Source organism: Fictibacillus nanhaiensis (assembly GCF_036213205.1).
Lineage (GTDB): Bacteria > Bacillota > Bacilli > Bacillales > Fictibacillaceae > Fictibacillus > Fictibacillus nanhaiensis_E.
The window spans coordinates 181,603-203,841 of sequence record NZ_JARMFC010000006.1 but is presented as its reverse complement, the minus strand read 5'-3'; the positions used below and the strand labels follow the sequence as shown (position 1 = coordinate 203,841).

At 32.9% G+C, this 22,239-nt stretch carries 28 protein-coding genes; all 28 read right to left on the bottom strand.

From position 1 onward, the window contains the following. Positions 1-27 precede the first annotated feature (27 nt). Complete coding sequence (locus tag P4V41_RS07855) at positions 28-417, bottom strand: hypothetical protein (protein WP_328084315.1); 390 nt, start codon at positions 415-417, stop codon at positions 28-30. Between the two features lie 38 nt (positions 418-455). Then, complete coding sequence (locus tag P4V41_RS07850; protein ID WP_328084314.1) at positions 456-677, bottom strand: hypothetical protein; 222 nt, start codon at positions 675-677, stop codon at positions 456-458. Between the two features lie 261 nt (positions 678-938). Then, positions 939-1,118, bottom strand: a complete 180-nt coding sequence (locus tag P4V41_RS07845) for a hypothetical protein (RefSeq protein ID WP_328084313.1) — start codon at positions 1,116-1,118, stop codon at positions 939-941. Positions 1,119-1,129: 11 nt separating this feature from the next. Then, positions 1,130-1,753 carry a DUF4230 domain-containing protein gene (locus tag P4V41_RS07840; protein ID WP_328084312.1) on the bottom strand — a complete coding sequence of 208 codons (624 nt, stop codon included), beginning with the start codon at positions 1,751-1,753 and terminating at the stop codon, positions 1,130-1,132. Positions 1,754-1,774: 21 nt separating this feature from the next. After that, positions 1,775-2,926 (bottom strand): DNA (cytosine-5-)-methyltransferase, encoded by a 1,152-nt coding sequence (gene dcm, locus P4V41_RS07835; RefSeq protein WP_328084311.1) that lies wholly within the window; start codon positions 2,924-2,926, stop codon positions 1,775-1,777. Positions 2,927-3,157: 231 nt separating this feature from the next. After that, on the bottom strand, positions 3,158-3,466 hold the full coding sequence (locus tag P4V41_RS07830; protein WP_328084310.1) for a hypothetical protein: 309 nt from the start codon (positions 3,464-3,466) through the stop codon (positions 3,158-3,160). A 310-nt stretch (positions 3,467-3,776) separates the two neighbouring features. Beyond that, complete coding sequence (locus P4V41_RS07825; RefSeq protein ID WP_328084309.1) at positions 3,777-3,908, bottom strand: hypothetical protein; 132 nt, start codon at positions 3,906-3,908, stop codon at positions 3,777-3,779. Positions 3,909-3,912: 4 nt separating this feature from the next. Beyond that, a complete protein-coding gene (locus tag P4V41_RS07820) occupies positions 3,913-4,914 on the bottom strand; it encodes a DNA (cytosine-5-)-methyltransferase (RefSeq protein WP_328084741.1) in 1,002 nt (333 codons plus the stop codon). A 59-nt stretch (positions 4,915-4,973) separates the two neighbouring features. Continuing rightward, positions 4,974-5,186: a hypothetical protein gene (locus tag P4V41_RS07815; RefSeq protein WP_328084308.1), complete on the bottom strand. Its 213-nt coding sequence runs from the start codon at positions 5,184-5,186 to the stop codon at positions 4,974-4,976. Then, complete coding sequence (locus tag P4V41_RS07810) at positions 5,183-5,395, bottom strand: hypothetical protein (RefSeq protein WP_328084307.1); 213 nt, start codon at positions 5,393-5,395, stop codon at positions 5,183-5,185. The genes P4V41_RS07815 and P4V41_RS07810 overlap by 4 nt, the downstream gene beginning before the upstream one ends. Continuing rightward, on the bottom strand, positions 5,376-6,065 hold the full coding sequence (locus tag P4V41_RS07805; RefSeq protein WP_328084306.1) for a YorP family protein: 690 nt from the start codon (positions 6,063-6,065) through the stop codon (positions 5,376-5,378). Before P4V41_RS07805 ends, P4V41_RS07810 begins: the two co-directional genes overlap by 20 nt. Before the next feature lie 12 nt (positions 6,066-6,077). Further along, positions 6,078-6,704: a 3D domain-containing protein gene (locus P4V41_RS07800; protein ID WP_328084305.1), complete on the bottom strand. Its 627-nt coding sequence runs from the start codon at positions 6,702-6,704 to the stop codon at positions 6,078-6,080. A gap of 11 nt (positions 6,705-6,715) precedes the next feature. Next, entirely contained in the window at positions 6,716-9,760 is a 3,045-nt protein-coding gene (locus P4V41_RS07795; protein WP_328084304.1) for a PHP domain-containing protein, read from the bottom strand. Positions 9,761-9,831: 71 nt separating this feature from the next. Continuing rightward, positions 9,832-11,520: a DHH family phosphoesterase gene (locus tag P4V41_RS07790; protein WP_328084303.1), complete on the bottom strand. Its 1,689-nt coding sequence runs from the start codon at positions 11,518-11,520 to the stop codon at positions 9,832-9,834. 4 nt (positions 11,521-11,524) lie between these two features. After that, the gene (locus P4V41_RS07785; RefSeq protein ID WP_328084302.1) at positions 11,525-12,571 is read right to left on the bottom strand and encodes a hypothetical protein; all 1,047 of its coding nucleotides are present in this window, start codon (positions 12,569-12,571) and stop codon (positions 11,525-11,527) included. Positions 12,572-12,583: 12 nt separating this feature from the next. After that, positions 12,584-14,008, bottom strand: a complete 1,425-nt coding sequence (locus tag P4V41_RS07780) for a DnaB-like helicase C-terminal domain-containing protein (RefSeq protein ID WP_328084301.1) — start codon at positions 14,006-14,008, stop codon at positions 12,584-12,586. Positions 14,009-14,019: 11 nt separating this feature from the next. Beyond that, positions 14,020-14,685, bottom strand: a complete 666-nt coding sequence (locus tag P4V41_RS07775; RefSeq protein ID WP_328084300.1) for a hypothetical protein — start codon at positions 14,683-14,685, stop codon at positions 14,020-14,022. Between the two features lie 69 nt (positions 14,686-14,754). Continuing rightward, the gene (locus P4V41_RS07770; protein WP_328084299.1) at positions 14,755-15,903 is read right to left on the bottom strand and encodes a hypothetical protein; all 1,149 of its coding nucleotides are present in this window, start codon (positions 15,901-15,903) and stop codon (positions 14,755-14,757) included. Between the two features lie 51 nt (positions 15,904-15,954). Beyond that, positions 15,955-17,007, bottom strand: coding sequence for a hypothetical protein (locus P4V41_RS07765; protein ID WP_328084298.1), 1,053 nt, complete (start codon positions 17,005-17,007; stop codon positions 15,955-15,957). Between the two features lie 81 nt (positions 17,008-17,088). Beyond that, positions 17,089-17,445, bottom strand: a complete 357-nt coding sequence (locus P4V41_RS07760; protein WP_328084297.1) for a hypothetical protein — start codon at positions 17,443-17,445, stop codon at positions 17,089-17,091. A gap of 101 nt (positions 17,446-17,546) precedes the next feature. After that, positions 17,547-17,792, bottom strand: a complete 246-nt coding sequence (locus P4V41_RS07755) for a hypothetical protein (RefSeq protein ID WP_328084296.1) — start codon at positions 17,790-17,792, stop codon at positions 17,547-17,549. Between the two features lie 35 nt (positions 17,793-17,827). Next, positions 17,828-19,024, bottom strand: a complete 1,197-nt coding sequence (locus P4V41_RS07750; protein WP_328084295.1) for a site-specific DNA-methyltransferase — start codon at positions 19,022-19,024, stop codon at positions 17,828-17,830. A gap of 122 nt (positions 19,025-19,146) precedes the next feature. Then, a complete protein-coding gene (locus tag P4V41_RS07745) occupies positions 19,147-19,539 on the bottom strand; it encodes a hypothetical protein (protein WP_328084294.1) in 393 nt (130 codons plus the stop codon). A gap of 94 nt (positions 19,540-19,633) precedes the next feature. Continuing rightward, entirely contained in the window at positions 19,634-20,248 is a 615-nt protein-coding gene (locus P4V41_RS07740; RefSeq protein ID WP_328084293.1) for a hypothetical protein, read from the bottom strand. A gap of 36 nt (positions 20,249-20,284) precedes the next feature. Beyond that, complete coding sequence (locus P4V41_RS07735) at positions 20,285-20,587, bottom strand: hypothetical protein (protein WP_328084292.1); 303 nt, start codon at positions 20,585-20,587, stop codon at positions 20,285-20,287. A 36-nt stretch (positions 20,588-20,623) separates the two neighbouring features. Then, positions 20,624-21,370: an MBL fold metallo-hydrolase gene (locus P4V41_RS07730; RefSeq protein ID WP_328084291.1), complete on the bottom strand. Its 747-nt coding sequence runs from the start codon at positions 21,368-21,370 to the stop codon at positions 20,624-20,626. A 29-nt stretch (positions 21,371-21,399) separates the two neighbouring features. After that, complete coding sequence (locus tag P4V41_RS07725; RefSeq protein ID WP_328084290.1) at positions 21,400-21,966, bottom strand: hypothetical protein; 567 nt, start codon at positions 21,964-21,966, stop codon at positions 21,400-21,402. 31 nt (positions 21,967-21,997) lie between these two features. Beyond that, entirely contained in the window at positions 21,998-22,237 is a 240-nt protein-coding gene (locus tag P4V41_RS07720) for a hypothetical protein (protein ID WP_328084289.1), read from the bottom strand. Positions 22,238-22,239: the final 2 nt, after the last annotated feature.

Here is a 22,239-nt window from a genome sequence, read left to right as displayed (position 1 = left end):
ATGTATTTCGTGTAGATTCTCAACGAACTATGCAGTAATTTTTTCGATATTTGTCACTTTAAAGAAATTAGGATTATAGCCGAATTTATCCATCCATTGACGTAAAACATTATTCAAGTCCTCTTCTAATGTTTTAAAATGCTCTTCATCAACATGGCGCAAGTAATCTTCTGCAACCTCTCCAACTTCGTCATACACGCTTTGAGCTATATTTTCTAAAACTCCATCGGGGTCTACATATAAAGCAAAATCAACATTCTCGATTTGTCCTACATAAAATGTTGGACATTCGCCTTCCCAAGTTAAATCCACTTTTCCTGCTTCGATTGCTTGTTCCTTTGTATCAGAGTAATCGTTAGTTCTAAAAATCTCGTCGCTTGTACTATAAACCCATTTACCTGCATTTGAATGTTCCATTTTTTTATCCCCTTTGCTTCCGCATTTTATTTCTACTGTTAATCTTTAGTTAAATAATCAAAAAGCTTAAACAACTCATCTGCTCTAGTTTCACATTCACTTGCTGCGTCTTTATTCCCAAACGTTTCATATGTATCTTTCATGACATCCAGTGTTCTAATTCTGTTGATCATCCATGTAATTGCTTCGGTTTTTGCTGTATCGTATCCAAAACTAATGCTATCCTGACTAACTTGTTTAGCTTCTTGTTCTGTATACATTTCATTTTCCTCCTTTCTTATAATTAAAGAGCAGAAGTTTTAACCCCTACTCTTTTGTCGTTACCTTTATAATAATTGAATAAGTTATTTAAGTCAACCTGTTTCAGAAACTTTTTCCAATTTATTTTTAGTAAAGCCAATCACGAATTTCACTCAATAAAATATTTGTTTTATACAAAATTAATTAACGAAAAACAGAGTAAACGAATGATAATAAGAGTAAATAAAAGTTGTGAATATTCTAATTATATTAATCTAAGACTAATACAGCCAATCTTTAATCTCGTTAATCTCATTTCCTACTTTAATTAAAAGAGCATCAAGTTTTTTATATGTTTCTCCATCTTCGAGTTCAGTTTCTAATATGTCGGATAACTTGAATAGACGGTCTTCTACATGATCAAGCAGGTGACTAATGTTCTCTCGCTGCGAATCATTCATCCTAACACCTCCTAATATGAAAACTTAACTTCATCTACTCCAGGCATTAACATCAAGAATATACGTAGAAACTTCTTTGCGTCTTCAGTTGCATTGACATAAATGTCTTTGTCAGACTTGATATCCTTCATAATAATACTTGTCATCTCAGTATGTATGAGTTTGATTTCTTTCTGTGTGAACTCTTTTCGTAGTATTCCATCTTCATTATGTATTGTCATTTTCTCATATGGTAACTCAAGTGTTTGTAGTTTAACTTCAGGTAGTTTAACAATGATTGTGCTGCCAGCTATGAGAATATCATCTTGAGTGATTTGTGATAAATCCATACCCATTGTAAACTTACCTTTTGCTTTAATAATGTATTGCTTATTACCTAACTTATCAATCCAATTCCAACCTGTATTGAACATGTCATCTGTTTGACCATATGTTTTTGAGACTGATCCTTCTAATGAGATTAAAGTTGCTCTTTTGTGTAGTTTATTTAGGATAGTCTTTACATTTATTGTTTGTTGAAATTGTTTCTGCACGATTGGTTGTGCTTCTAATCTATTTTGTATTAAATTGAAATATGTAGTTACTGCTATTGTCAGAGCAATGAAGAACAAAATTAGTCTTCTACGTTTTTTCATGTGTCACCTCTTTGTAGGTATTTACTTTTCATTGTCGATGATATCACTCAATCTCTTACCCATCTTTTCAATCAATCCAACTACTAATGCGTTACCCATTGTAAAGTATCTAAATTTTTCAGTCATTCCTGAATCAGTCCAATTGTCAGGAAATCCATTTAATCGTTCACATTCAACAGGAGTCAATACTCTTAGTCGTTTTGTTTGTGGATCTTCGATTACATGAGTACTTCTATTCTTACTTGACTCACTTGTTAGCATCGTTCTAGCTGGTCTATCTAATGGATCTGGAAATGCTAAAGCACCTTCAGAGAATATGTATTTATGACCTGTAGCACTTTCACGCTCGATTTTCTTAGCTCCTTTAAGATACTGCCATTTCTCTAAGTCTCCACTTAGATAATACTTCTCATCAACTTCTGTTTCTAAAACATCTCTTAAAGTTAATGAAGGTGTAGTTTTTGGTACAATTTCATATGTATGTACTTTCCCTTTCACCATAGTTCCAGAATTCATAAAATTGTATTGAAACTCTTCACTCATCTCAACTAAATCATTATGTAATACTGTTTCACTTTCTGACTTGACTAACTCAACAGGAAACTTCGAATCAAAGAACTCGTCATTATCACTTGCGTAATTTGTATTTAATTTATAAGCGAAAATGAATACTCTTCGTCTACGTTGTGCAAATCCATAATCAGCAGCATTGATAACTCTCCATTCAATACCATATCCTAAATTGTTGAAAGCTGCCAACATGATTCCAAAATCTCTTCCTCTTTGTTTAGCAGGAGATTTAAGCAAACGATCTACATTTTCAAGTAATACAAACTTTGGATTCTTCTCCCTTACTATTCGCTCAATCTCCCAGAACAGAACTCCTTTTTTACCTTCTAATCCATTTGCTTGTGTTCTTGCTACTGAATAATCTTGACAAGGAAATCCTCCTACCAATACTTCATGCTCTGGAATATCGTCTGAAGTTACTGTTGCAATATCTTGATTAGAGTGAATGCCAGTTGTAAATCTTGTTGAGTAACAATCAAATGCATGTTGTTTCTTTTTACCAGGTTCAAACTGTGATCCAAATACAACCTCGAATCCATTCTTTTCTAATCCTAATCTAAATCCTCCGACACCTGCGAACAACTCCACTACTCTTTTATTCAATTAGTCATCTCCTTCTTGTATAGTTTTGATAATGGCTTAACACACATCCGACTTTCTGATAAACTTATCAGAGCACTATCCTTGATAATTTGAACAATAATTCCATTTTCGATAATACCATTATCTAAGAATACGACTTCTTCATTTTCACTAAACACTTTTACCACCTCTTTATAATTATTGTGTAATTTACTTATATTATATAAAGGAGTGGTAAAAGTGTCAATCGTTTTATGTAAGGTCTTTCAAACCATCAAAGTTACGATTATCAAGCATGTGATCAATCTGATTTTGTTTTAAGAAAGGTTCAGCTTTTTCAAGTGAATGACTAATCAACTTTCTAACAATGTCTTTATCCAGATTATCAATCATCTTTTCTTTGTACCACATACGCTTATGTTCAGCTAATTGAATGTAGTATTCACGATCATGAGTCTCAAAGTCTTTACAGACAAAATGATTATTTCTCATTTGCAAGACAGTGCCAGTCACCTCAGAATTTACAACTATAATCTTTTCTCCAATTTCAAATTTCCACATTACTTTACACCTTCCTTTTGTTTAATTTGTTTATAACAGATCATGATGAAAGCACCGAGAATTAATTCTAATGATCTCATTCTACACCTCTATTTCTGCATAAAAGTGTTCTTTTAACTAAACTATATGTAGGTACATTCCAAATGCGTTAACTAAAGTCAGACTACCAGTTAAAAAAGCCCATTTATACTGACGTTTTTCCAGATTATCCATAGTGAAAGTTAAAAACATGCCGAAAGCTACTGCATTTATCATTTTTTCACCTCTTTCGTTAAAACTAGAATTTTATACAGATAATCTTATGTATAATTTACTTTAATAATTGTTTAAATAAAGATTCGCACACATCTACTACAATACTATTACCAGCTACTTTATACATTTGAGAATCTGAAACTTTACCGTTCCTCAAATTTAAGTAGTCTTTATCAGAAAAGCCCATTAATCTATCTTAAACATTCTTTAGGAGTTAATTTACGAATTCTAAGTTTATAATTTCTTTTTGGTTCAGTGGCGGTTGATAAAACAAGATTGTCATTATCAATGTCAAAATAAGTGTCGTTTACAATTATTTTCGGCTGCCTATTCCCTCCTTGCATTGTATTTAATGTAGGAGATAAACCTTCTGGATCGTATACTCTTCTGACTTGCTCATTGCCTTTCATATCCAATAACCCTATTTGAATAATCTTACAAGGTTCCTTACCTCCGCCTAAATTTCCTGCTGCTATTGTAGGAGCAATACCTTCTGAACTGTAGACTCTTTGCTGAGAGAATTTAGGTTGCGTAACTTGAGTGATTCCACTTGGAGCTGGTTTAATTTGTTCTTTTACTGTTTCCAACAGTTTTTTAAATCGTTCTTCGCTTATGTAATATTTTTCATCTACGTCATTTTCAAGTAAATGTTTTAATCTTAATGGGCTATCAAATTTCTCTGGAAACGAAAAGTCTTTCAAAATGTCCTCTCTTACACTAATTACAAAAACTCTTTCTCTATTTTGAGGAATCCCATAGTCTTTCGCATTTAATACTCGCCAATAGTTTTTATAACCTGCTTCTTCTAGTTCTAGGAGCATCTCTTTAAATTCTGCATTAAATTTCTTTTGAGTTAGCCCTTTAACATTTTCCATTAATGCGTATTTTGGCTTCTTTTCTTTAATTATTCTTAGTGCATCGAAGAAAAGAACTCCTCTTTTGTCTTCAAACCCCAATTGTTTACCTGCTAGGCTAAATGCTTGACAAGGAGGGGAGTAACAAACTATATCGCAGTCAGGTAATTCTTTTTCATTTATTTTAGTTATATCAGATGCTTCAAAATTTGAGTTATGTATTAGATTGTAGTTATTTATTGTTCTCTCATCAAATTCTACCGCAGTCACTATTTCATGTGGGATTTGTAAATTCTCTAAAGCTTTGCTCCATGCACCAATTCCAGCAAATAATTCGATTACTTTTAAGTTTTCTATAATAAATCACTCCTTTTTTCTAATTAAAATCAATGTTTGATTCAGATTTTCTTTAGCCAATCAACTTCAACAACCAGAGAAAAGCTACAGTTGTATACTCCGTTGTTGTCACGAATCATTTCTTCTCCTTCAAAACCTGGTTCTTCATTTCTATGTATTTCGTAAACCTCGCCAACAGTCAGATCCATTTCATGTATGTTTTCTGTGACTCGTACATGAGTTGCCTCTGCTTCAGGGCATAATTCATATCTCATTCATTATCTTCCTTAGTTACCTCAATCCACCTTTTAGCATCCAATATAGATTTTGGAGAAGTGGCATTTAAAACTGGTTTAGTAGATATGAACTCTTTATTCATTTCTACTTGATCAATCTGCTGCCAGTACAGAAGACATAGACGTATATCATCTAAGTCTCCATATTTATCTAACAGCATTTCAACATTATTGTTTATTTTGTTCATTACCTTCAACCATGTCGATTCCGATTAGTCCATAACCCGTAACATCTTTCCATGGTGATTCTGAGTCACCTTTACCAGATGGATTGTTGAAGATACGATTTTGCTTATCCATTACTCGTACAGTAAGTAAGAGATGCTGTAATAACTCTTTAGGGATTAAGTATTGACCTTCATCATATGTATATCTTTCCATTAATACTTGAATCATCTTATATGTAGCATCCACACTAGATCCATACTGCTGATTCTTCTTATCTGTGAAAGCTCCAATGTCATTAGCTAACTTTTGAAATTTACCCATGCTTACATCTTCCAAAGTAACACTCTCCTCAAGTTTCTCAATTTCTAACATTCCAACTACCGCATATGCTCCATTATCAAACATAACTTCAACTTGCTTGTTTGGATAATCAACATAAGTTACAGTGACTAGTTCTTCATTTATTTTATGTTTTGCTTTTTGTCCTGGAGTATAATACAGTCTGTCTAACTCTGACTCTAAGAACTTAGTACCGTTACCATTATCAAATTGAACAAAGTAATCGTAGCTAATATTGTTTAGCTTTTCAGTGATAGTGCCAATTTTACCTACTGTGTTCGGTAAATCATAACCAGCTTTATCATTAACTATTACTAAATCACCAATTCTATATTTATATGTTCTAGGCATTATATAACCTCCTCAATTTAGAATGTAAAACGTTCTCTCCTGTCTCCCAAACTCAATTGCTCTGTCTAAACTAGTGACAAAGACATCTATATCTGTCCCTTGTATAGCTCCCCCACGATCTTGCACAGTAAATGTTTGAGGGAATCCTTCAATTTTCACCTTAGTCCCAAATGGGAACTGTTTTGACATAGCTATCGTGTTTCCCTCAATTGCTTGATTGCCTGAAGCAGTAATTCCATATCCTTTATCTCCAGGTGATTTACCAGTCGATTCGTACCCTGCGGTATAAAAAGTTATTGAACCTGTGTGCTTTGATTTGTACCATTTTTCAGGCTTCTTGGATCTACTCACCACAACAGCCTTTTTCATCACCTTCCTTTTCTCATCAGATAGCTTTTTTAGTTTTGCTTCGTGTGATACTTGTTTCAATGTGCTTATGTATTGCTCGTTTACACTATAATCAGGATAAGTTTTAGTGATTCTATGTGGTTGAATAGTCTTATGTTGTTTTACTTCTGGTTTTTCTCTACTTTCTACCACTACATATAGTGCTATGAACCACAAAACAATCAATATACTGATTACAAAACTGGATAAAATTATATTTTTAAATAATTTACTTCTAATGGGTTTATTCATGAATTCCTCCTCTAGTTGCTTTTGTATTTTTTAGACATCTCCCAAGCATGTAGCCAGTCTTCCATCACTTCTCCATCAGCCCATTTACCATCAACGAGCTTCTTTTTTGGTTGTTGTTTAACTTTTAGAACCTTGATTATATCTCCTACCTCTAAATAAGGATCACCTTGCTCATTGTAGAAGTGTTTCTTGCTGACCTTAAGTTGTCGTTCAGTTCCATCATTCATTAGATACAGGCTTACTCTTGGAGAATATTTTGTATCAATTTCTGTGACCATTACATAAGACTTATGTACTTTTGGAAATGCTGTCTGACCATAGCCCAATGCTTCCTTCTCAAAAAGTATCTGATCTTGTACTGGAATACTTTCATCTATTAATTGAGAAGCAAATTCTTTAATTTCATCAATACGTTGTTGTTTTGTTTTGTCCTTATGTGTTTTCTTGTATCGTTCTTTAAACTTTAGATACAATTCATGCAGCGTTTTATTTCCACCAAACTGTTCAAAAAATCCTAGTTTAATGAGAATTTCCATTTGTCTTGAGTTGCAGGATGTTTTCTCCTCTATATCAATCAGCACATCAAGAAACGATTCATATTCATTTTCTGCAATCTCCAACAATTCTTCTGCTATTGTTTCATTTAAAAACTTGATTGAAGCTATTCCTTTAACAATATTATTGTTAGCTTTGTCAGGTGAATATTGAGCTTTTGATTTACCAAATCGTATTGGAATTACTTTAATGCCAAAGTACGGTAATTCCTTATAGATTTTATCAGTCATTGTTGTATCATTTTCATATTTGTTTAGAATCACTGTGTAATACTCTAAAGGATAATTAGCTTTTAGATATGCTCCATAAAGCGAATCATATGCAACAGATAGAGCATGACTTGAGTTAAATCCGTATCCTACCGCATCCTCAATGATCTTCCATACTTTCTCAGCTTGTTCTAAACTGCCTGTTTGTTTGACGAACCCATTAATGAAACGTTCATAAATTGGTTCAATAATTCCTGGTTTCTTTTTGGCAATTGCCTTAAGTAATCCATAGGTTTCATCTTCAGGAAACCCCGAATATACAAGAGCTGACATAATGTTTTCTTGATAGAGTACAAAGTTGTCAGATTCTTTTAAGATGGCATCAAACGCTGGAATACCATAGGAAAAGGGTTTTCTTTCGAGCAATAAATGTTTCATACTCTCAAATGAAGGTCTAATCCCTGCAACAAACGCTGATAATTCTCTTGCTGACTGAGGTTTATACTGCATTACCTGTGGTTTTGCTGAATCTGTTCCAGTTTGATTAAGTGTTGCAGTTATCCCTTCTTTGTAAAGCTCCCACGTTTTTTCGTCATTATAGGTTAATTTATTTAATTGACGAATATCATCAATTGGTTTTCCTATTGCTTCATATACTTCTGAAATGATCTGCCATACAGTTACCGTAAGAAAATCATTCTTAAAGTATTTCCATGAATCTGAAGTTCCTGAATCAATTAAAGCACAATGTTCATCTCCAATTTTAATGACTCCAATCTCTTCAGTAATTGGTTTGTCTAGCAGAAGAAATGCACATGGATGAGGCGAGATATTATCCACTACATCTAAAAATTTCTTAGATTCCTCAATTAACTCTCTCCACTTTTCATGATTTTTGTATCTATCTAGATCCTTTGCAACATCGTTGTATTCTTGCATTTTAAGATTTCTTGCCCTGCAAAGATTTCTAAATGCTGCACTATCCTTCATCTTTCCATATGCGACCATGTAGTAAATGTTGTCGTCTCCAAGGATTTCTTTTGACGCTTCGATAAAAGGATCAGGATTTGCTGTATTATAGTCGATATCAGGAAGAGATTTTGTCTCAAGAATTCTTGATTTACTCATAAAGCGTGTTGGATAAAGTGTTACAGGTGAATCAACTCGGTCAATTTCAGTAAAACCAAGCAACTTATTGATGTAAAAGGAAGGTGCTGAACCCCTCCCAGTCCTTGTAAGTACTCCTCCTTTATCTTTTGCACGTTTCACAATTTCATAGTTGAGTAGAAAGTAATCTTCCATAGCTGTTTCTTCAACTATTTCTGTCTCAAATTTGATAGCTTCAATATAATCTTTATGTCTTTCCGAAGGAATGTGAATTTTATCTTTTTCCCATTCTTCTTTAAGAATAGTTTTCAACTTTTTAACTTTCTCTTCATGAGATAATCCCGGATAAATTGAAGGCATTTTAACGTCTTTATCGAGTTTTATATCTTCAAATTCATCAATGATTAAAGTATTTTTTAATGCTGCTTCAACCTGATCCTTTGTAAAGACTCCTTGTTGTTCATATCTTTCAAATATTGCATCTGAATCAGGATAGTCGAGAATGAAACCATCTTCCTCGGGATAATAAATGTTTTTCCCATTCAAAAACTCAGTTCTGTCTTTGTCTTGTTCTGGATAAATGTAATGTGAATCAGTAGCGTGTATGAATGGGATATTATATTTATTATGTAACTCTAAAATCTTTTTATTGTATTCAACTTGCATTGGGTGAGTATTGTCATGCAACTCAAGATAAAAGTTTTGATCAAAATAGTCATGAAGAGGTTTGATAAAATTTAAATCATAATCTTCATGCTTACTCACGTAACTGATGACACAAGTTGAAGTCACAACAACATCCTTTGGATCTAGCGAGAATAATAACTCTTTATCTATTCTGGGCTTGTAGTAGTATCCTGTTTTATTAGCTTCAGACATTATTCGTTGCATTTGCTTCATTCCACGATGATTTTTTGCTAAGATCATTAAATGACTGTTGGATTTGTCTTTGCTAAACCGATCATTTACATAGTAAAATTCAATTCCGAACACGAACTTTAGACCGTATTCTTTAGCAACATCATAGTATTCAAAGACGTTTCCAGCATATCCATGCTCAGTTGTGCAGAGTGTTGTATGTCCCAACTCTACAGCTCGTTTTGCATAATCGACTGGTTTTACAATAGAATCAGGTGTAATGATATTGGAATAATGAGTGTGTTTATGGTAGTTGTTGTATCTCATTCATTCACTCCTTTCAGTTGGTAATTAAAGTATATAACGGAAATAAACACAAGTCAATACAATTGAATAATTTATTTATAAATATTTATTGCTTCAATATTTACTTGTGGATATTGATTATCGTTATACTCATTTATATTCGCTCTTCCAAGTACATCTATAGTTTTTGAATTTATAATTTCTTCATAAAATTTCTTAGATGATTTGAACTTAATTAACTTTATATCATCTAAATAAATAGTTATTGTATCCTCGTTTTTTCCTTGCAATAAAACATCACAATCACTTGTCTGAATATCTTTAATCAATATATAAGGTTCTTCAACGCCTTTACCCCAAACATCTACAAGTTCACTAATTTCAAAAATAATGTCCTTATTAAGTGATCTTCCTGGAATCTCAAAGTCCACCTCATACTCATCCTCAAAGGTATAAGATTCAAGACTTTCATTTAATTTTGTATTAACTTCAGTTAATTTCTCTTTGTTTATACAAAGTCCATAAGCATTTGCGTGTCCTTTTGCCCACTCAAATAAATCTGATTGCAATACTACTTCTTTAAAATCCTTTAATTTGCTTTTGTCATAACCTCTTGCACTACCTTTGAAATAGCCTTTGTCATCACAATGACTTAGTAGAATAGTGGGCTTTTTGTAGCTATCAGCAATTTTATTTGCTATTAATCCTGTAAGTCCACCATCAACATTCTTTATTTGATGTATAAAAATCACCTTATTATTATTCAACTGATCATTTACTATAAGTTTCTCAACTTCATTTACTACTTTTTCTACCATTCTCCCTTGTTTAGCCTTGATATTCGCACATCTTCTAGCCATATCTTCAGTGAGAGGAACTTGAATTGTATCTTTATCTTTACCTCTAGGTGTATAGTCAACAAGATAATTCATACCAATAAACGACTTAAACATATCTTCTTTATCACTCATTTCACCTACTCTGATTACGGCATTTATTAAAGGAGATATATAGAAGTTAACATTAGTAGTATTCATTTTTCCTTTAGTTGAGTATTCTTGTTTGTTAACCAATGTTTTAAAAAATACATTCTTTATATTTCTTAATCCCTGCTGCACATAATATCTAGTTTCAAGTTCCATCATTGACATAGAATCAGCTATATTACCTAATGCCACTAAATCAAGGAATCTATCGGCATAATCGCTCCAATATAATTCATCTAGAGCTTGACAAAATTTATAAACCACACCTGCTCCACTTAATTGATGATTGGGATAATCACCTAGCAAAGTATTCACAACTATAGCATCATGGCTCTCATAATCAATTTCATGGTGATCAAGAATTATGATGTCAATTCCTTTTTCTTTTAAAGATTTATGGTGCTTAAAATCATTACTTCCCGAATCTGGTACTATGACCAAATCAATATTATCAGGAATACTTATATTATCGAATCCATGCTTTTTATCATTATGTAAGGCATATTCCAATTTTGCATTGTTATCTATTAACTTGATGTATTGATACATTATTGCTGCACTCGTGTATCCATCTGTATCTGGATCTACAATAATTAGAATGTTGCTCTTTAATTCCAAATGTCTTTCTAGACACTCAACAGCTTTATCAATATTCTTCAATAAACGATAATCATGAGTGACATCTTTAGATAAAGACAAAAAGGCATCAATATCATTGATACCTCTGTTCTTAAATAAAGTTCCTTGTATATCAAAAGTGTAATCATTATCACCAACTAAACGGTACTTAAACATTCAATCACCCTCTTACTTTCATTTTATAATTATTGTATAATTCATTCCATTTAACAGGATTATCACTCGGACTTTCCTTTTCATCAAGAATTTTTTTAGTGCGGTCATAGATACAGTAAACCTCTTGAGTGTCTAGGAATTTATTAAACTCATTAGGATAAAAATCTTTATCAATCTTATCATCTTTACCAATCTCAGCACCTTCATCATAAGCTATAACAATTGGTACTCCAAGATGAGTAAGTTTTTGTGCTTGTGTTTTACTTAATTTATGTCCAGAGATAGCAACAGCATTTTTTATTCCTCTTGACCAAAGCTGCATAACTGCCTTTTCACTCTCAACAACGATAACTTCATTCATTTCTTTTATGTATGGCTTAGTTTTATTTAATCCGTATAAAACTTTAGTTTTAGCACAAGGCTGTATGTAGAGATATTTATCTTCCCACTCTTCAATCTCTTCTTTAAATAGTCTCCCTTTTACCCCAACAAGGAAGTTTAGTTCATCTCTAATGGGAATAGTGATCATATGGAAGTTAAGATCATAACCCAATCCAAATTCCCATTGTGTTTCATAATTTATACCATCTTTAAAGAATAATGGATTACCATATTTCCCAAAGTAGTTTAATATTTTTTCATCAATAGGCTTTAGTTTCTCTCCGTCATCTTCTCCCCCTTCTTTGGCAACCTTCCACATGTCTTTTACCCATTCTGCTAATCGGGATTTCTTTTGTTCTTGACCATAATAATCATAACCACAAACATCGCATATCCATTTCATACTTTCAGAGAAATATGTACCGTTAATAAAAGATACTAATGAAATAATGTCGGTGTTTCCATAAGCATCTACAATATTTCTAGTGTAAGCTTCTACACGGAGATTATCTAAATATACTGTAGTACTGTTTTGCCTATTCCCATCAGGCATTCCACAGGTAAGATACTTTCCGTTTACTTCTTTTATGTGATGCATACCAAGTGATTCCAGAATATCAATTACTTTATCATCACTTATGATTTTGTCTTTTAAATCCTGAGCATCCATACAATCACCACTCTACTTTTCTTTCTTTTTCTTATCCTTTTTAACTATTTTGAGGTATCCAGCTTCGACCCAAGTGTTCATATCTAAGTCTACTTCATATAAGACAATTAAACCTTTGGCTCCGCCCCTATTCTTTTCGACTTTTGTACCGTAGTACATTTTGTTTTGATCAAGCGGATACTCTCCCCACTCATTTGTAATTAAGTACTTATCATATTTATGTTTCTCAATACGTCTACCTATTAGCATGTGGTCACAGATATGCTTCATTTGTTTACTGTTGGCTATTACTCCTGATGTGAAATCTTCAATATCTAAACTCGATGCCTCATCTGATAATTGGAAACTCCCGTATACACCGATATCCAATTCCTTTGCAATATCTTTTAATAAGGTTGCAGTTTGCTTTAACGTGTCCCAAGCATCAGTTTTATAGCCCTTTAGTGTATCGTAAAAACAGTATTTCACTCCTAATAGTGAGTACTTTTTAATCTCACGCTTCAAGTCTTCATCTGAGTAAGAATTCATTTCAAGGAAGTAAACCTTTGTATTTTCTTCTATGTATTTACCTACTTCTAAAGCCTTTTGATACTGATCGTCATCATCATAACTTCCAAGCAAAACGTTTCTCTCTGGAATGTTGTAATTAAATCCAAATTCAGAACTATTCATAACAGTTGAAAGCATCATTGCAAAGAATTCATCTTCATCCATTTCATTAGCTAGTATAAGCATGGGTTGTTTTTTGAGTAAGCTCATGTATGCTGCTATCCTTGCTACTTTTCTAGATTTACCTTCATTACTTAACATTCCATCAAGTATAAGTTTCTTTGTTCTCCATCCACGGAAAAGGTTAGTCCATGCTTCAAAAGGAAATTCTTCACCCATATCAGGTGTTATACTCCATTCTTCAATTTTCCTTGTGGCATCATTTCCTAATACTACAGCAGAATTACCTCCACCTATGACAGTACTTATATTGCTAATGTTATAACTCATAAAATTTACTATATCGTCAGGTTTCATTTTGTGAAAATGCTTGTTATTTAGTAGTTTCTCTACTGGGAATCCTTTTCTGCCAAACTCACGAATAAGAGAATATTTCTTTACAATGTGAAAGTAATTAAGGATGTCAGATGTATCTGCTAATTCCATTTGTCTTTCAATTGTTTTCCATCCACCAATTTCTCGAAATTTACTCCATCTTTCCTCATCTTGCTTCATGAACATAGTAACCTTTGATTCAGTTACTTCCTGGGAGAATGTTTTATAAAATAACTCAAATGAGTTGTATAGGAATTTAGTGTCTTCATCATAAAAATCATATTTAGATTTGACTAAGCTTTCATACTCTACAATCAGAATTGGATTAGAATAAAGTGATCCAATAAAAAGAGCTTCAGTTGCTAAATCAAATGGTTCAACGCTTGTGGTCATTTGTTCACCTCTTAAAGTAAAATATCATCAAGTACATCGTGAAGACTGAAACTGTCTCCATCGTTATTTTTTTTCTTATCCAATGCAGTTTTAATTTTTGATTGTTCGTTAACTGCTTTCTTTGCTACTTCAGTTTTATCTTGTTCAAGTTTTTGTTTAGCTTTGTAGCGTTTATAGTCACCATAATTTCCCACTACAACTGCTAAATCATAATTCATTTGCTGTGTCACATTCCTAATGTTCTTTTGTGCAGCAACTTTTCTTAAGTATTTTTCCATGTGATTGTAGATGTCCAGCAATGTTGAGTAGTCAATCGGTTCATTTAACCCTTGATGACTTCCATCTCTAACACTTTGTAACTTCTTTAAAAAATATGCTGGCAACGAACCATCATAATAATCCATAATCCATTGCAGAAAATTATCTTTTTCTTCATTTTCTTGATTTTCAAGTTTAGTAATTTCTAATCGTTCAAAAAGAAGTTTTTCAATTTCAGATTCATCTAACTTTTTCCTTTTAGCTAAATGATTTTTAAAACAATTAAGATGATAATATTTCCCTTTGTCATCTTTAACAAATTCGTCTTTCTCTGTATCTATAGACTTTGTTGGTTTAATACCTTCTTCTTTCATTTTCTTTGTAACCGTGGGATCACAGAAATTACATTTATACTTCATAAGTACACCTCTACAAAAGAATAAAGGAGAACAATGTTTCTATTACTCCCCTTTATTTAGTTAATTTATTTATTCAGTTAATAATGAGTGGAACTTCTTTAGTTCTTCAAGGTCAGTTGTTTCCTGGTATTTAGGATTTAATTTAGCAGCTTTAACTTTTGGTAACATTGCCTTTTTCTTTTGAGGAGTTAAAGAGTTGATAATTCGATCAATTTCCTTTTGATAATCCTCAACTGTCTCCAATTTAACTTCAGCAGTTGTATCAGGAGTAGATTCTTTCTGTTGTTTATTGATTCCTTTTGCAAGAACTTCCTCGTCTTTTGATACACTGTCAGCAAAGCTATCTTTAAGTACATTTGTCTTTTTGCCTTTATTCCCATCAATTACTGACTGCCAGTAGATAGGGGTAGGAGCATCAATAATCTCATTCTGAGCAAATACTTTTGTACGGTCTTTACGCATGATTTGAGATTTGATTGTTCCATCATCATCCTCAAAGTTGTTAAGAATTGTGTAGAATTCATATTCAGCACCGTCAAAGCAATCAGGTACTTTACCGATTTCTACAAGCTGCATTTTACCATCAACATTCTGCATAGCCTTCTTCATTTTTTCACGAGAAGTTACTACAACATATTTATCAGTGCCAGTAACAAGTGATCGTAACAACTGCTTACCCTTCATCTTGATCTTGTCATGATCCTTAAACTCAAGTCCTGCTGTAGCTTCTGCAACGAATTGCTCAGTAGATGTTTTATCTTGAGATTTCGCTTTAAGTTTGGCACGTTTTTCTGATACATTGATAGCAGCGAACTTTACGTTATCAAAAATTACTGTAATACCATCTACTACAATTACATCTGCACGGAACAGATTCCCATCAGCATCAAGTACTAATTCAGAATTACCTTCATCGTCATCTATGTATAGATCTTCATCATTCATTGCTTTTGTTGCCCATTCTTCAACTTCAGAATAGTTAGTCGTGTAAACTAAGAGAAGATTATCAAGATTTACTCCTTCTGCCTCTAAATCTTCCAAGTAGTTATCTACACTCCCTGTTTCACAGTCAATGTAAAGAACTCTAAGAGGATTGCCCTCCTCAGACTTCATTTTCATGAAGTCCAAAGAGAATGATGATTTCCAAGTTCCTGGATTACCATATAAGAAGAATTTAAGTCCTTTTTTTACTGTACTGCCACGTTTAGCTGTTGCCATTCAATTACCTCCGAATTTTAGTTATGTATTATTGTATAATTTTTTTATATTTTACCAAGGAAGATCGTCATCTTGGATATCGGATGAGCCTTCACCCCATGAATCACTTGCTGATTCTTTCTTTTGTTCTTTCTTCTTCTCAACCTGACCTTGAGAGTTAAGCTTTTTAATAGCTTTTTCAATTGATTCTTCTGTATAAGTTTCAGTATCAATCGTCTCTGGATCTGCTCCTACAATCATTAATTCACGAATGTAATTTTTAGTAACCTTTTTGAAAGAGTCTTCTTCTCCCCATACAGCACCACTCGCCTCTTCAACTTCATCTGTATCTACTTTGTTGAAGATTTTACCCCAAACTTCAATTGCTGTATAAGGTTTTAGTATCTTTCGGAATTGGTTAGCAAGAGCGTTATTGCGAACAGTGAATTCAGTTTGTTCAATTGAACCGTATGTAACAATTTGAGCCTCTACAATGAAGTGTGGATCATTTGCATCTTCTGCTTTTTGAATTCCCATGAAGATGATTTTTTGTTTGAATTCTGATGTTTCCGCAAAATCCTCTGCATCAAAGTCAATGTCATTTGAGCCATAAATGTTCTTAATTGCAAACTTTTTGTTACGAGATACTTCATCTTTCTCATTTTTAAAAGAAGAAAACTCTATATCTCCACGAACAAACACAAATTCATCATCATTTAGAGTGTTGTATACTTCTTCAGCAGCGTCAAATTCAGTAAGCGTATTTGTTACATTTCTTCCATCTTCGCCTTTTTCAAGCCCTACACCGATTCCCATTAATCGGAATCCTTCTCCTGGTGGCGTGTGACGATCAGCCCATGGAACTTTGCGAGTTTCACCTTTTTGACCTTTTACTTCTGAACGTTTACCGTAGTAAACATCATCTCGTTCCATACCTTGAAGTGTTACATAAACAGTTGATTCTGGAGCTGTTTCAACACCAAAGTTTAGAATACGCATCTTCTTGTTAGTCTTAGTTGTTTTAGGTTGAAACGCTTTATCACGTTGCAATCCAGTTGCTTTCCCACGTAGTTTAAATTGTCCTTTTGTTTCAGGTAATCCGTGCTTTGTCTTAATTTCTGCCATTTATATGTTTCCTCCTTGATTTTCCCATTAATAGTTTAATTTCTGTATAAAATTCTTGTTTCGATGAAACTTGCATATGTATTACTTTCTGTTACTTAATTTGTTCTTATATTTGTACTTAAACTTAGATTCAACTTGGTACAGTTTGCTCAGTGTATTGTAGTACTTTTTATCAATTTCCAATGTTGCTCCTGCCCCTTTATAATTTACTACACTGACAATCTTCCCGAATCTAACCGTTATATCTAAGTTCCCATATAAGTAAGTAACATCGAACCAGCTTCTAACTTTTTTGTCTGGCGTGACATCTTTTACATAATGTACATTTCTAGACAGTTTCCTCGCTGCCTGATCAAATGAAATGTTTTCATTCCCATTCACAGAACTGATATACTGTTGATATGCCGTTGGAGTCAACTTAAGAATATTCGCTTGCATTTTCTCACCTCCTCTCAATAGGTTTACTCTTATAATAATTGAATAATTCATTTATGTAAAGTGTTTTAGGAAAGTTTATTGGAATTATTTTTATTACTGATCTACCACTTAACAATTTCCTTTTTAATGTCTTTGAAGTTCTCTTTGTTAAACCCATTTAATACTAAAGTTAATAGAATCATTAGCCAGGATAACGGATGAAAAGCTCTGAATCTTGTGCCGAAACGCTTCTTATTACAATATGTACTATTGTTTGGAATTAATTTTAAAGCTCCAGTCCAATAAAGAATCTTTCCGATGATTAGTAAGTTTTTAATACACTCTTTTTTCGATTCATGTTCCTTCATTAATTTCATTCCTCCTTTTTGATGAACGTTTACTTTTATTTAATTCTCTCCGTTGCGATTTCTGCGTATTTCTCATCCATTTCTATTCCAATAAAATTGAAACCCTCTCTTTTTGCAGCGACTAGTGTTGTTCCACTCCCAGCAAACGGATCAAGTACAATACCGTTTTTAGGTGTAATTAATTTGATTAACCATGCCATCAAATCTACTGGTTTAACTGTAACGTGATTATTTTTTAGATTAATTTGATCTCCTTGCCAGTTTGAATTTTTGTCTTTGCTTGTTGGTTTCTTTGATAAGGGTTTGGGGGTTATGTTGTAAAATTCACTATAGAATTCATTGTTTTCCAAAGTAATACAGTTAGTAGGAAATCTCCCTAAAGGTTCAACGAATTTTCTATCTTGATCATCTTTATGTATTTTGTATTTTTCATTAATTGTTTCTGAGTGTTTTAAATTAAGTTTTTTATAAACACCTACATCATGGTTTATTTCTTCTTTAAATCTACATTCATCAATGTTTAAAGCTCCTGTTCCATACTCTAATACGTTTTCACATAAACCAACTTTTTCTAAAGGTTTTCTAGCTAGTACCATTGGTTCATGAGCAGACTTGAGAAGTGTTCCCCAACCATCCCATTTGACTCCTTCATCTGTTGTAGGTATTTTAACAACTTTTCTTTCTGCGGAAGTACGATTATCTACACCATACTTTCTATCAGTTTTGTCAGGATTGCATTTTATTTCTTTGGCTTTGGGTTCGATAGCCATGCATCTACCACTTAATTCAACTTTAAATCCGATTGTTTCAGGTTGTTTGTTATCTTTTTTATCAAACATTTTACCTATATCATTACTCTTGACCATCCCATTAAAGTACAACCACTCGATCATGTCTCTAATCTCGAAACCAGACAGTCTTAAACTAATACCCAATAAGTCATAAGTCCTTGTGCTTGAAAAACTAATTAAATGACCTCCAGGCTTTAATACTCTGTATACTTCTTTCCAAAATAAAGGGTTAGGAACAAAACTATCCCACTCATTACCGTTAAATCCATTAGAAGGATGCTTATATTCTTTGTTGTTCATCCATTTTTCTAATACTTCATAAATATTTGGCTCCTTACTCAATCCATATGGAGGATCTGTTACAATTGCATCTATTGAACAATCAGGAATAGTCTGCAAAACTTTATAAGCATCATCATTAATTATTTTATTGATAATCATTAATTTTAATCTCCTACTCTCATATTTTTAAATAATTTATATTTAAGTAAAATCATCATTTTATCGTGTATTTATCTTCGTGCTAGTGAGCTAGAGCGAGTATAATCGAGAAAAAAGAAGTTCTATTTTCCAACAAACGCTTCATCAATACGTTTCTTATAGCTCTCATAGACATTGGTACGAATGGTTATGATCTGTTGTTCAAGCTGCTTATATTCTTCGCTGTTCGTGTATCCAGCGAGCTTTAGCTTATAATACTCGTCTAGTAACCTTTCAAGTTCTTCATGTTGTTTGTCTACGGTGCCTGAGATTTCAGATTGTACCTTCTCATTGATATCTCCAGACACATCACTAGTTAGCTCATCCGTTTTGTCTGATGCTGTGTCTAAAAATCCTGAGTATGAATCATTAATTACTTTTGATTTCCAATCTGTGTTAGCTCCTACAAATGTTCCTGTTCCAAATAGTGCAAGCACTGTTAATCCTACTGCTGTGTATTTAACTGATTTTTTCATATGTAATTTGCTCCCTTTATTAGTATGTTTAGTTTTGCGACTTTGGAATTGCATAATTTGTTCTCCTTTAGTTAAGATAAAAAGTTAATATGATTTAAACATTTAGATTCCACATAACATAGCTCCATTTGAAATCAATACCTAAAATCTCACTGATCTCTTTATTATGCTTTGTCATCATTCTTGCTGAAAAGCTTTCAGCATCAACTTCTATAGGTTGTGACTTATAACCATGTTCCCCTACGTTTATATACGGAATCTCAAAAAGATGAGGTTTATATTTAGATTGCCATGCATGACGTATTTCATGAAATAACGTTGCTAAAGCACATAGTTTTCTAAGATCTGAATTTTCTTTTTTGTGTATGTTGTATTCAAACATCCAAAGTTTATTATCAATTTCTGCATATGCACCTTGACCATTAAATTTTTTGATGGCGTTAAGATTTAAAAAGGTTGAGTCATACCTCATATCAAACAACTCTATGAAAGTTTTAAACTTTGAAGTTTGTATTCTAATTTCAATTCCTAAATCATGATAAACTGGATGTAAGAGATTAATTAATTTATGTATCTGGTCATGAGTGAAAATCTTAGACTTTCCTTTAATCCTAGCTGATCCTTCTGTTCTGTATGGAAAGTAGTTATTAAGAGTGTCTTGCATAGATTTTAAAATGAATTCTTCATAAGGTAATTCAATTCCTTTCACCGTTAACACCTCCTATAACTGGATAAATCGTGCCTTTTACTTTAAATAATGTTGTAGAGTTTCAACGCTTACTTTTCCATCTTCATCAGCCATATCATAAATATCATCAAGCATGTATTCTTTCCTTATGTATTTATCATTTACAATACTCAAAATCGCTTCAGCTCGTGTCAGTGGTTTACTTAATCCTGTTAGTTCTTCATATACCTTTGGTACTTCTTGAATTAATAATCTGAAGTCGGCTAATTCTCTTTTTACTTGATCTAAGTTTAGGCTACCATCCTCATTTTCAACTAGGTCTTTCCAGAACTCATCGTAAACTTTTTCATAGTCTTTCATGCTACTTCTCCTTTCTGAATAAAAAATTACTTTTAATTAAAACTCGTAATAGAAACCTTCTTCAACAAAATTGATACCGTACTTGTCAGTTGCTTCAAATAGGTTAGTATCATCCTGGTAGTGCATAGCATAAATCTTATCAAGTGAAATCCAGTTCTTATAATGGTCAACAACATCTTCAATATAAGAATGAACAGGGTTCTTTATCATTGAAACATCATGGAATAGTGCAACTGTCTCTGAATCAATCAAGCCATAAAATGCTGCTTGCTCATGTTTAGCAATGTCACTTGTGTAGATAATGTTCTTGTTGTCAGGTGAATCAATTCTAAGTCCTACAGACATCATATTTTGAGCATGTAATTCATCGGTGACAATCAGTTCAATGAGATAATCACCGATCTTAAAAGCGTTCTTATATCCAACCTCAACAGGATATACATTGAAGTAGTCATCAAGTGTTAATCCATCCGTAAACAATCCTTTTCCAACTACTTCTTCAAACTTCTCTTTCATTGAAGCACGAATCCATAGGTTAGGCTTATGGTTGTGTACCCACTTGCAACGTTGAGCGAATTCTTCTAACCCACCAACATGATCACTATGTAAATGTGTGATAAATACATCTGTAATGTCTGTTTCTTTATACTTGGATGCTTTCAGGCTGTATCGTAAAGTTGTACCAGCATCGACTAATAGCTTCCTATCTCCTAATTCAAATACAAAATTATTATGATAATACTGAGTGAATGCTCCGTTTACTCCTAGTGCTTTTACTTTCATATGATTATCTCCTTTTAATTATTTTACTTTTATAGAATATCCCTATCCCAATCTCTACCGTATTTCGCATATATTTTATTGTGCATTTCTTGATACCTGATTCTATAGGTGTCCTTCTCTTTTCTTTCATAATTAATTTGCCTATTAAGAGAATCTACAACATTAGGATTTCCACTTCTAAACTGTTTGTCAAATTCTCTAGCTAATGATCTAATCATTGAATCTTTCAAAACCTGCTCATCAACTAGTAACTCCTGCTTCTTTGGTTTCTTAACACACCAATTACCTATGTAAACACCTATATGCTTTGGAATGTCATCTTTAACTTGTTCATACAATTCCTTATCTGGTAAGACAAAATAATTAAAGTGACCAACAAATGTCTTCTTTGCTTTACTATAAAAGTCGCTTTTAGACACTTTAACCTCAAAACATCTCCATATTCCTTTTGTATCATATGTAATATAGTCCACACGTTCATTACCAAACCAACCAATTGTAACCTCAAAGCAGCCGAATGTTCCTTGTTTGGAGGTGGCTGAATAAATCTGTCTTTCCAGTTGAGTTGTTAAATCAGTTTTAGCTATGCTATTCACCTCCTGAGTTAAAGTAAAGTATTGTTTTTATCTAATCAGCTTGATTCCAAGTATCATAATCATACTCAAGCACTTTGAATTTATTTTGCAGATTCTTTAAGGTGAAGAAGTCAATAATGTCATCCCATTCCATTGTGTTAGTCTTATCCTGGATTAAATTGTTCCAAAACTGAGAATCCTCCCCAACGAATTTCACACCGATAAAGTCATCACCCATTAGATCGCATGTCATGCAGCCTCGTGTTACTATCTCTTCTAAAGTTATATCCAAAT

Excerpts from the sequence above, each read along its gene's own strand:
- P4V41_RS07775 (WP_328084300.1), bottom strand. The coding sequence starts at position 14,685 with ATGAAGTATAAATGTAATTTCTGTGATCCCACGGTTACAAAGAAAATG.
- P4V41_RS07745 (WP_328084294.1), bottom strand. The coding sequence starts at position 19,539 with ATGAAAAAATCAGTTAAATACACAGCAGTAGGATTAACAGTGCTTGCA.
- P4V41_RS07855 (WP_328084315.1), bottom strand. The coding sequence starts at position 417 with ATGGAACATTCAAATGCAGGTAAATGGGTTTATAGTACAAGCGACGAG.
- P4V41_RS07780 (WP_328084301.1), bottom strand. The coding sequence starts at position 14,008 with ATGACCACAAGCGTTGAACCATTTGATTTAGCAACTGAAGCTCTTTTT.
- P4V41_RS07850 (WP_328084314.1), bottom strand. The coding sequence starts at position 677 with ATGTATACAGAACAAGAAGCTAAACAAGTTAGTCAGGATAGCATTAGT.
- P4V41_RS07805 (WP_328084306.1), bottom strand. The coding sequence starts at position 6,065 with ATGCCTAGAACATATAAATATAGAATTGGTGATTTAGTAATAGTTAAT.
- P4V41_RS07800 (WP_328084305.1), bottom strand. The coding sequence starts at position 6,704 with ATGAATAAACCCATTAGAAGTAAATTATTTAAAAATATAATTTTATCC.
- P4V41_RS07750 (WP_328084295.1), bottom strand. The coding sequence starts at position 19,024 with ATGATTATCAATAAAATAATTAATGATGATGCTTATAAAGTTTTGCAG.
- P4V41_RS07840 (WP_328084312.1), bottom strand. The coding sequence starts at position 1,753 with ATGAAAAAACGTAGAAGACTAATTTTGTTCTTCATTGCTCTGACAATA.
- P4V41_RS07795 (WP_328084304.1), bottom strand. The coding sequence starts at position 9,760 with ATGAGATACAACAACTACCATAAACACACTCATTATTCCAATATCATT.
- P4V41_RS07790 (WP_328084303.1), bottom strand. The coding sequence starts at position 11,520 with ATGTTTAAGTACCGTTTAGTTGGTGATAATGATTACACTTTTGATATA.
- P4V41_RS07815 (WP_328084308.1), bottom strand. The coding sequence starts at position 5,186 with ATGAGATATGAATTATGCCCTGAAGCAGAGGCAACTCATGTACGAGTC.
- P4V41_RS07735 (WP_328084292.1), bottom strand. The coding sequence starts at position 20,587 with ATGAAAGACTATGAAAAAGTTTACGATGAGTTCTGGAAAGACCTAGTT.
- P4V41_RS07760 (WP_328084297.1), bottom strand. The coding sequence starts at position 17,445 with ATGCAAGCGAATATTCTTAAGTTGACTCCAACGGCATATCAACAGTAT.
- P4V41_RS07755 (WP_328084296.1), bottom strand. The coding sequence starts at position 17,792 with ATGAAGGAACATGAATCGAAAAAAGAGTGTATTAAAAACTTACTAATC.
- P4V41_RS07830 (WP_328084310.1), bottom strand. The coding sequence starts at position 3,466 with ATGTGGAAATTTGAAATTGGAGAAAAGATTATAGTTGTAAATTCTGAG.
- P4V41_RS07730 (WP_328084291.1), bottom strand. The coding sequence starts at position 21,370 with ATGAAAGTAAAAGCACTAGGAGTAAACGGAGCATTCACTCAGTATTAT.
- P4V41_RS07785 (WP_328084302.1), bottom strand. The coding sequence starts at position 12,571 with ATGGATGCTCAGGATTTAAAAGACAAAATCATAAGTGATGATAAAGTA.
- P4V41_RS07845 (WP_328084313.1), bottom strand. The coding sequence starts at position 1,118 with ATGAATGATTCGCAGCGAGAGAACATTAGTCACCTGCTTGATCATGTA.
- P4V41_RS07810 (WP_328084307.1), bottom strand. The coding sequence starts at position 5,395 with ATGAACAAAATAAACAATAATGTTGAAATGCTGTTAGATAAATATGGA.
- P4V41_RS07825 (WP_328084309.1), bottom strand. The coding sequence starts at position 3,908 with ATGGGCTTTTCTGATAAAGACTACTTAAATTTGAGGAACGGTAAAGTT.
- P4V41_RS07765 (WP_328084298.1), bottom strand. The coding sequence starts at position 17,007 with ATGGCAGAAATTAAGACAAAGCACGGATTACCTGAAACAAAAGGACAA.
- P4V41_RS07770 (WP_328084299.1), bottom strand. The coding sequence starts at position 15,903 with ATGGCAACAGCTAAACGTGGCAGTACAGTAAAAAAAGGACTTAAATTC.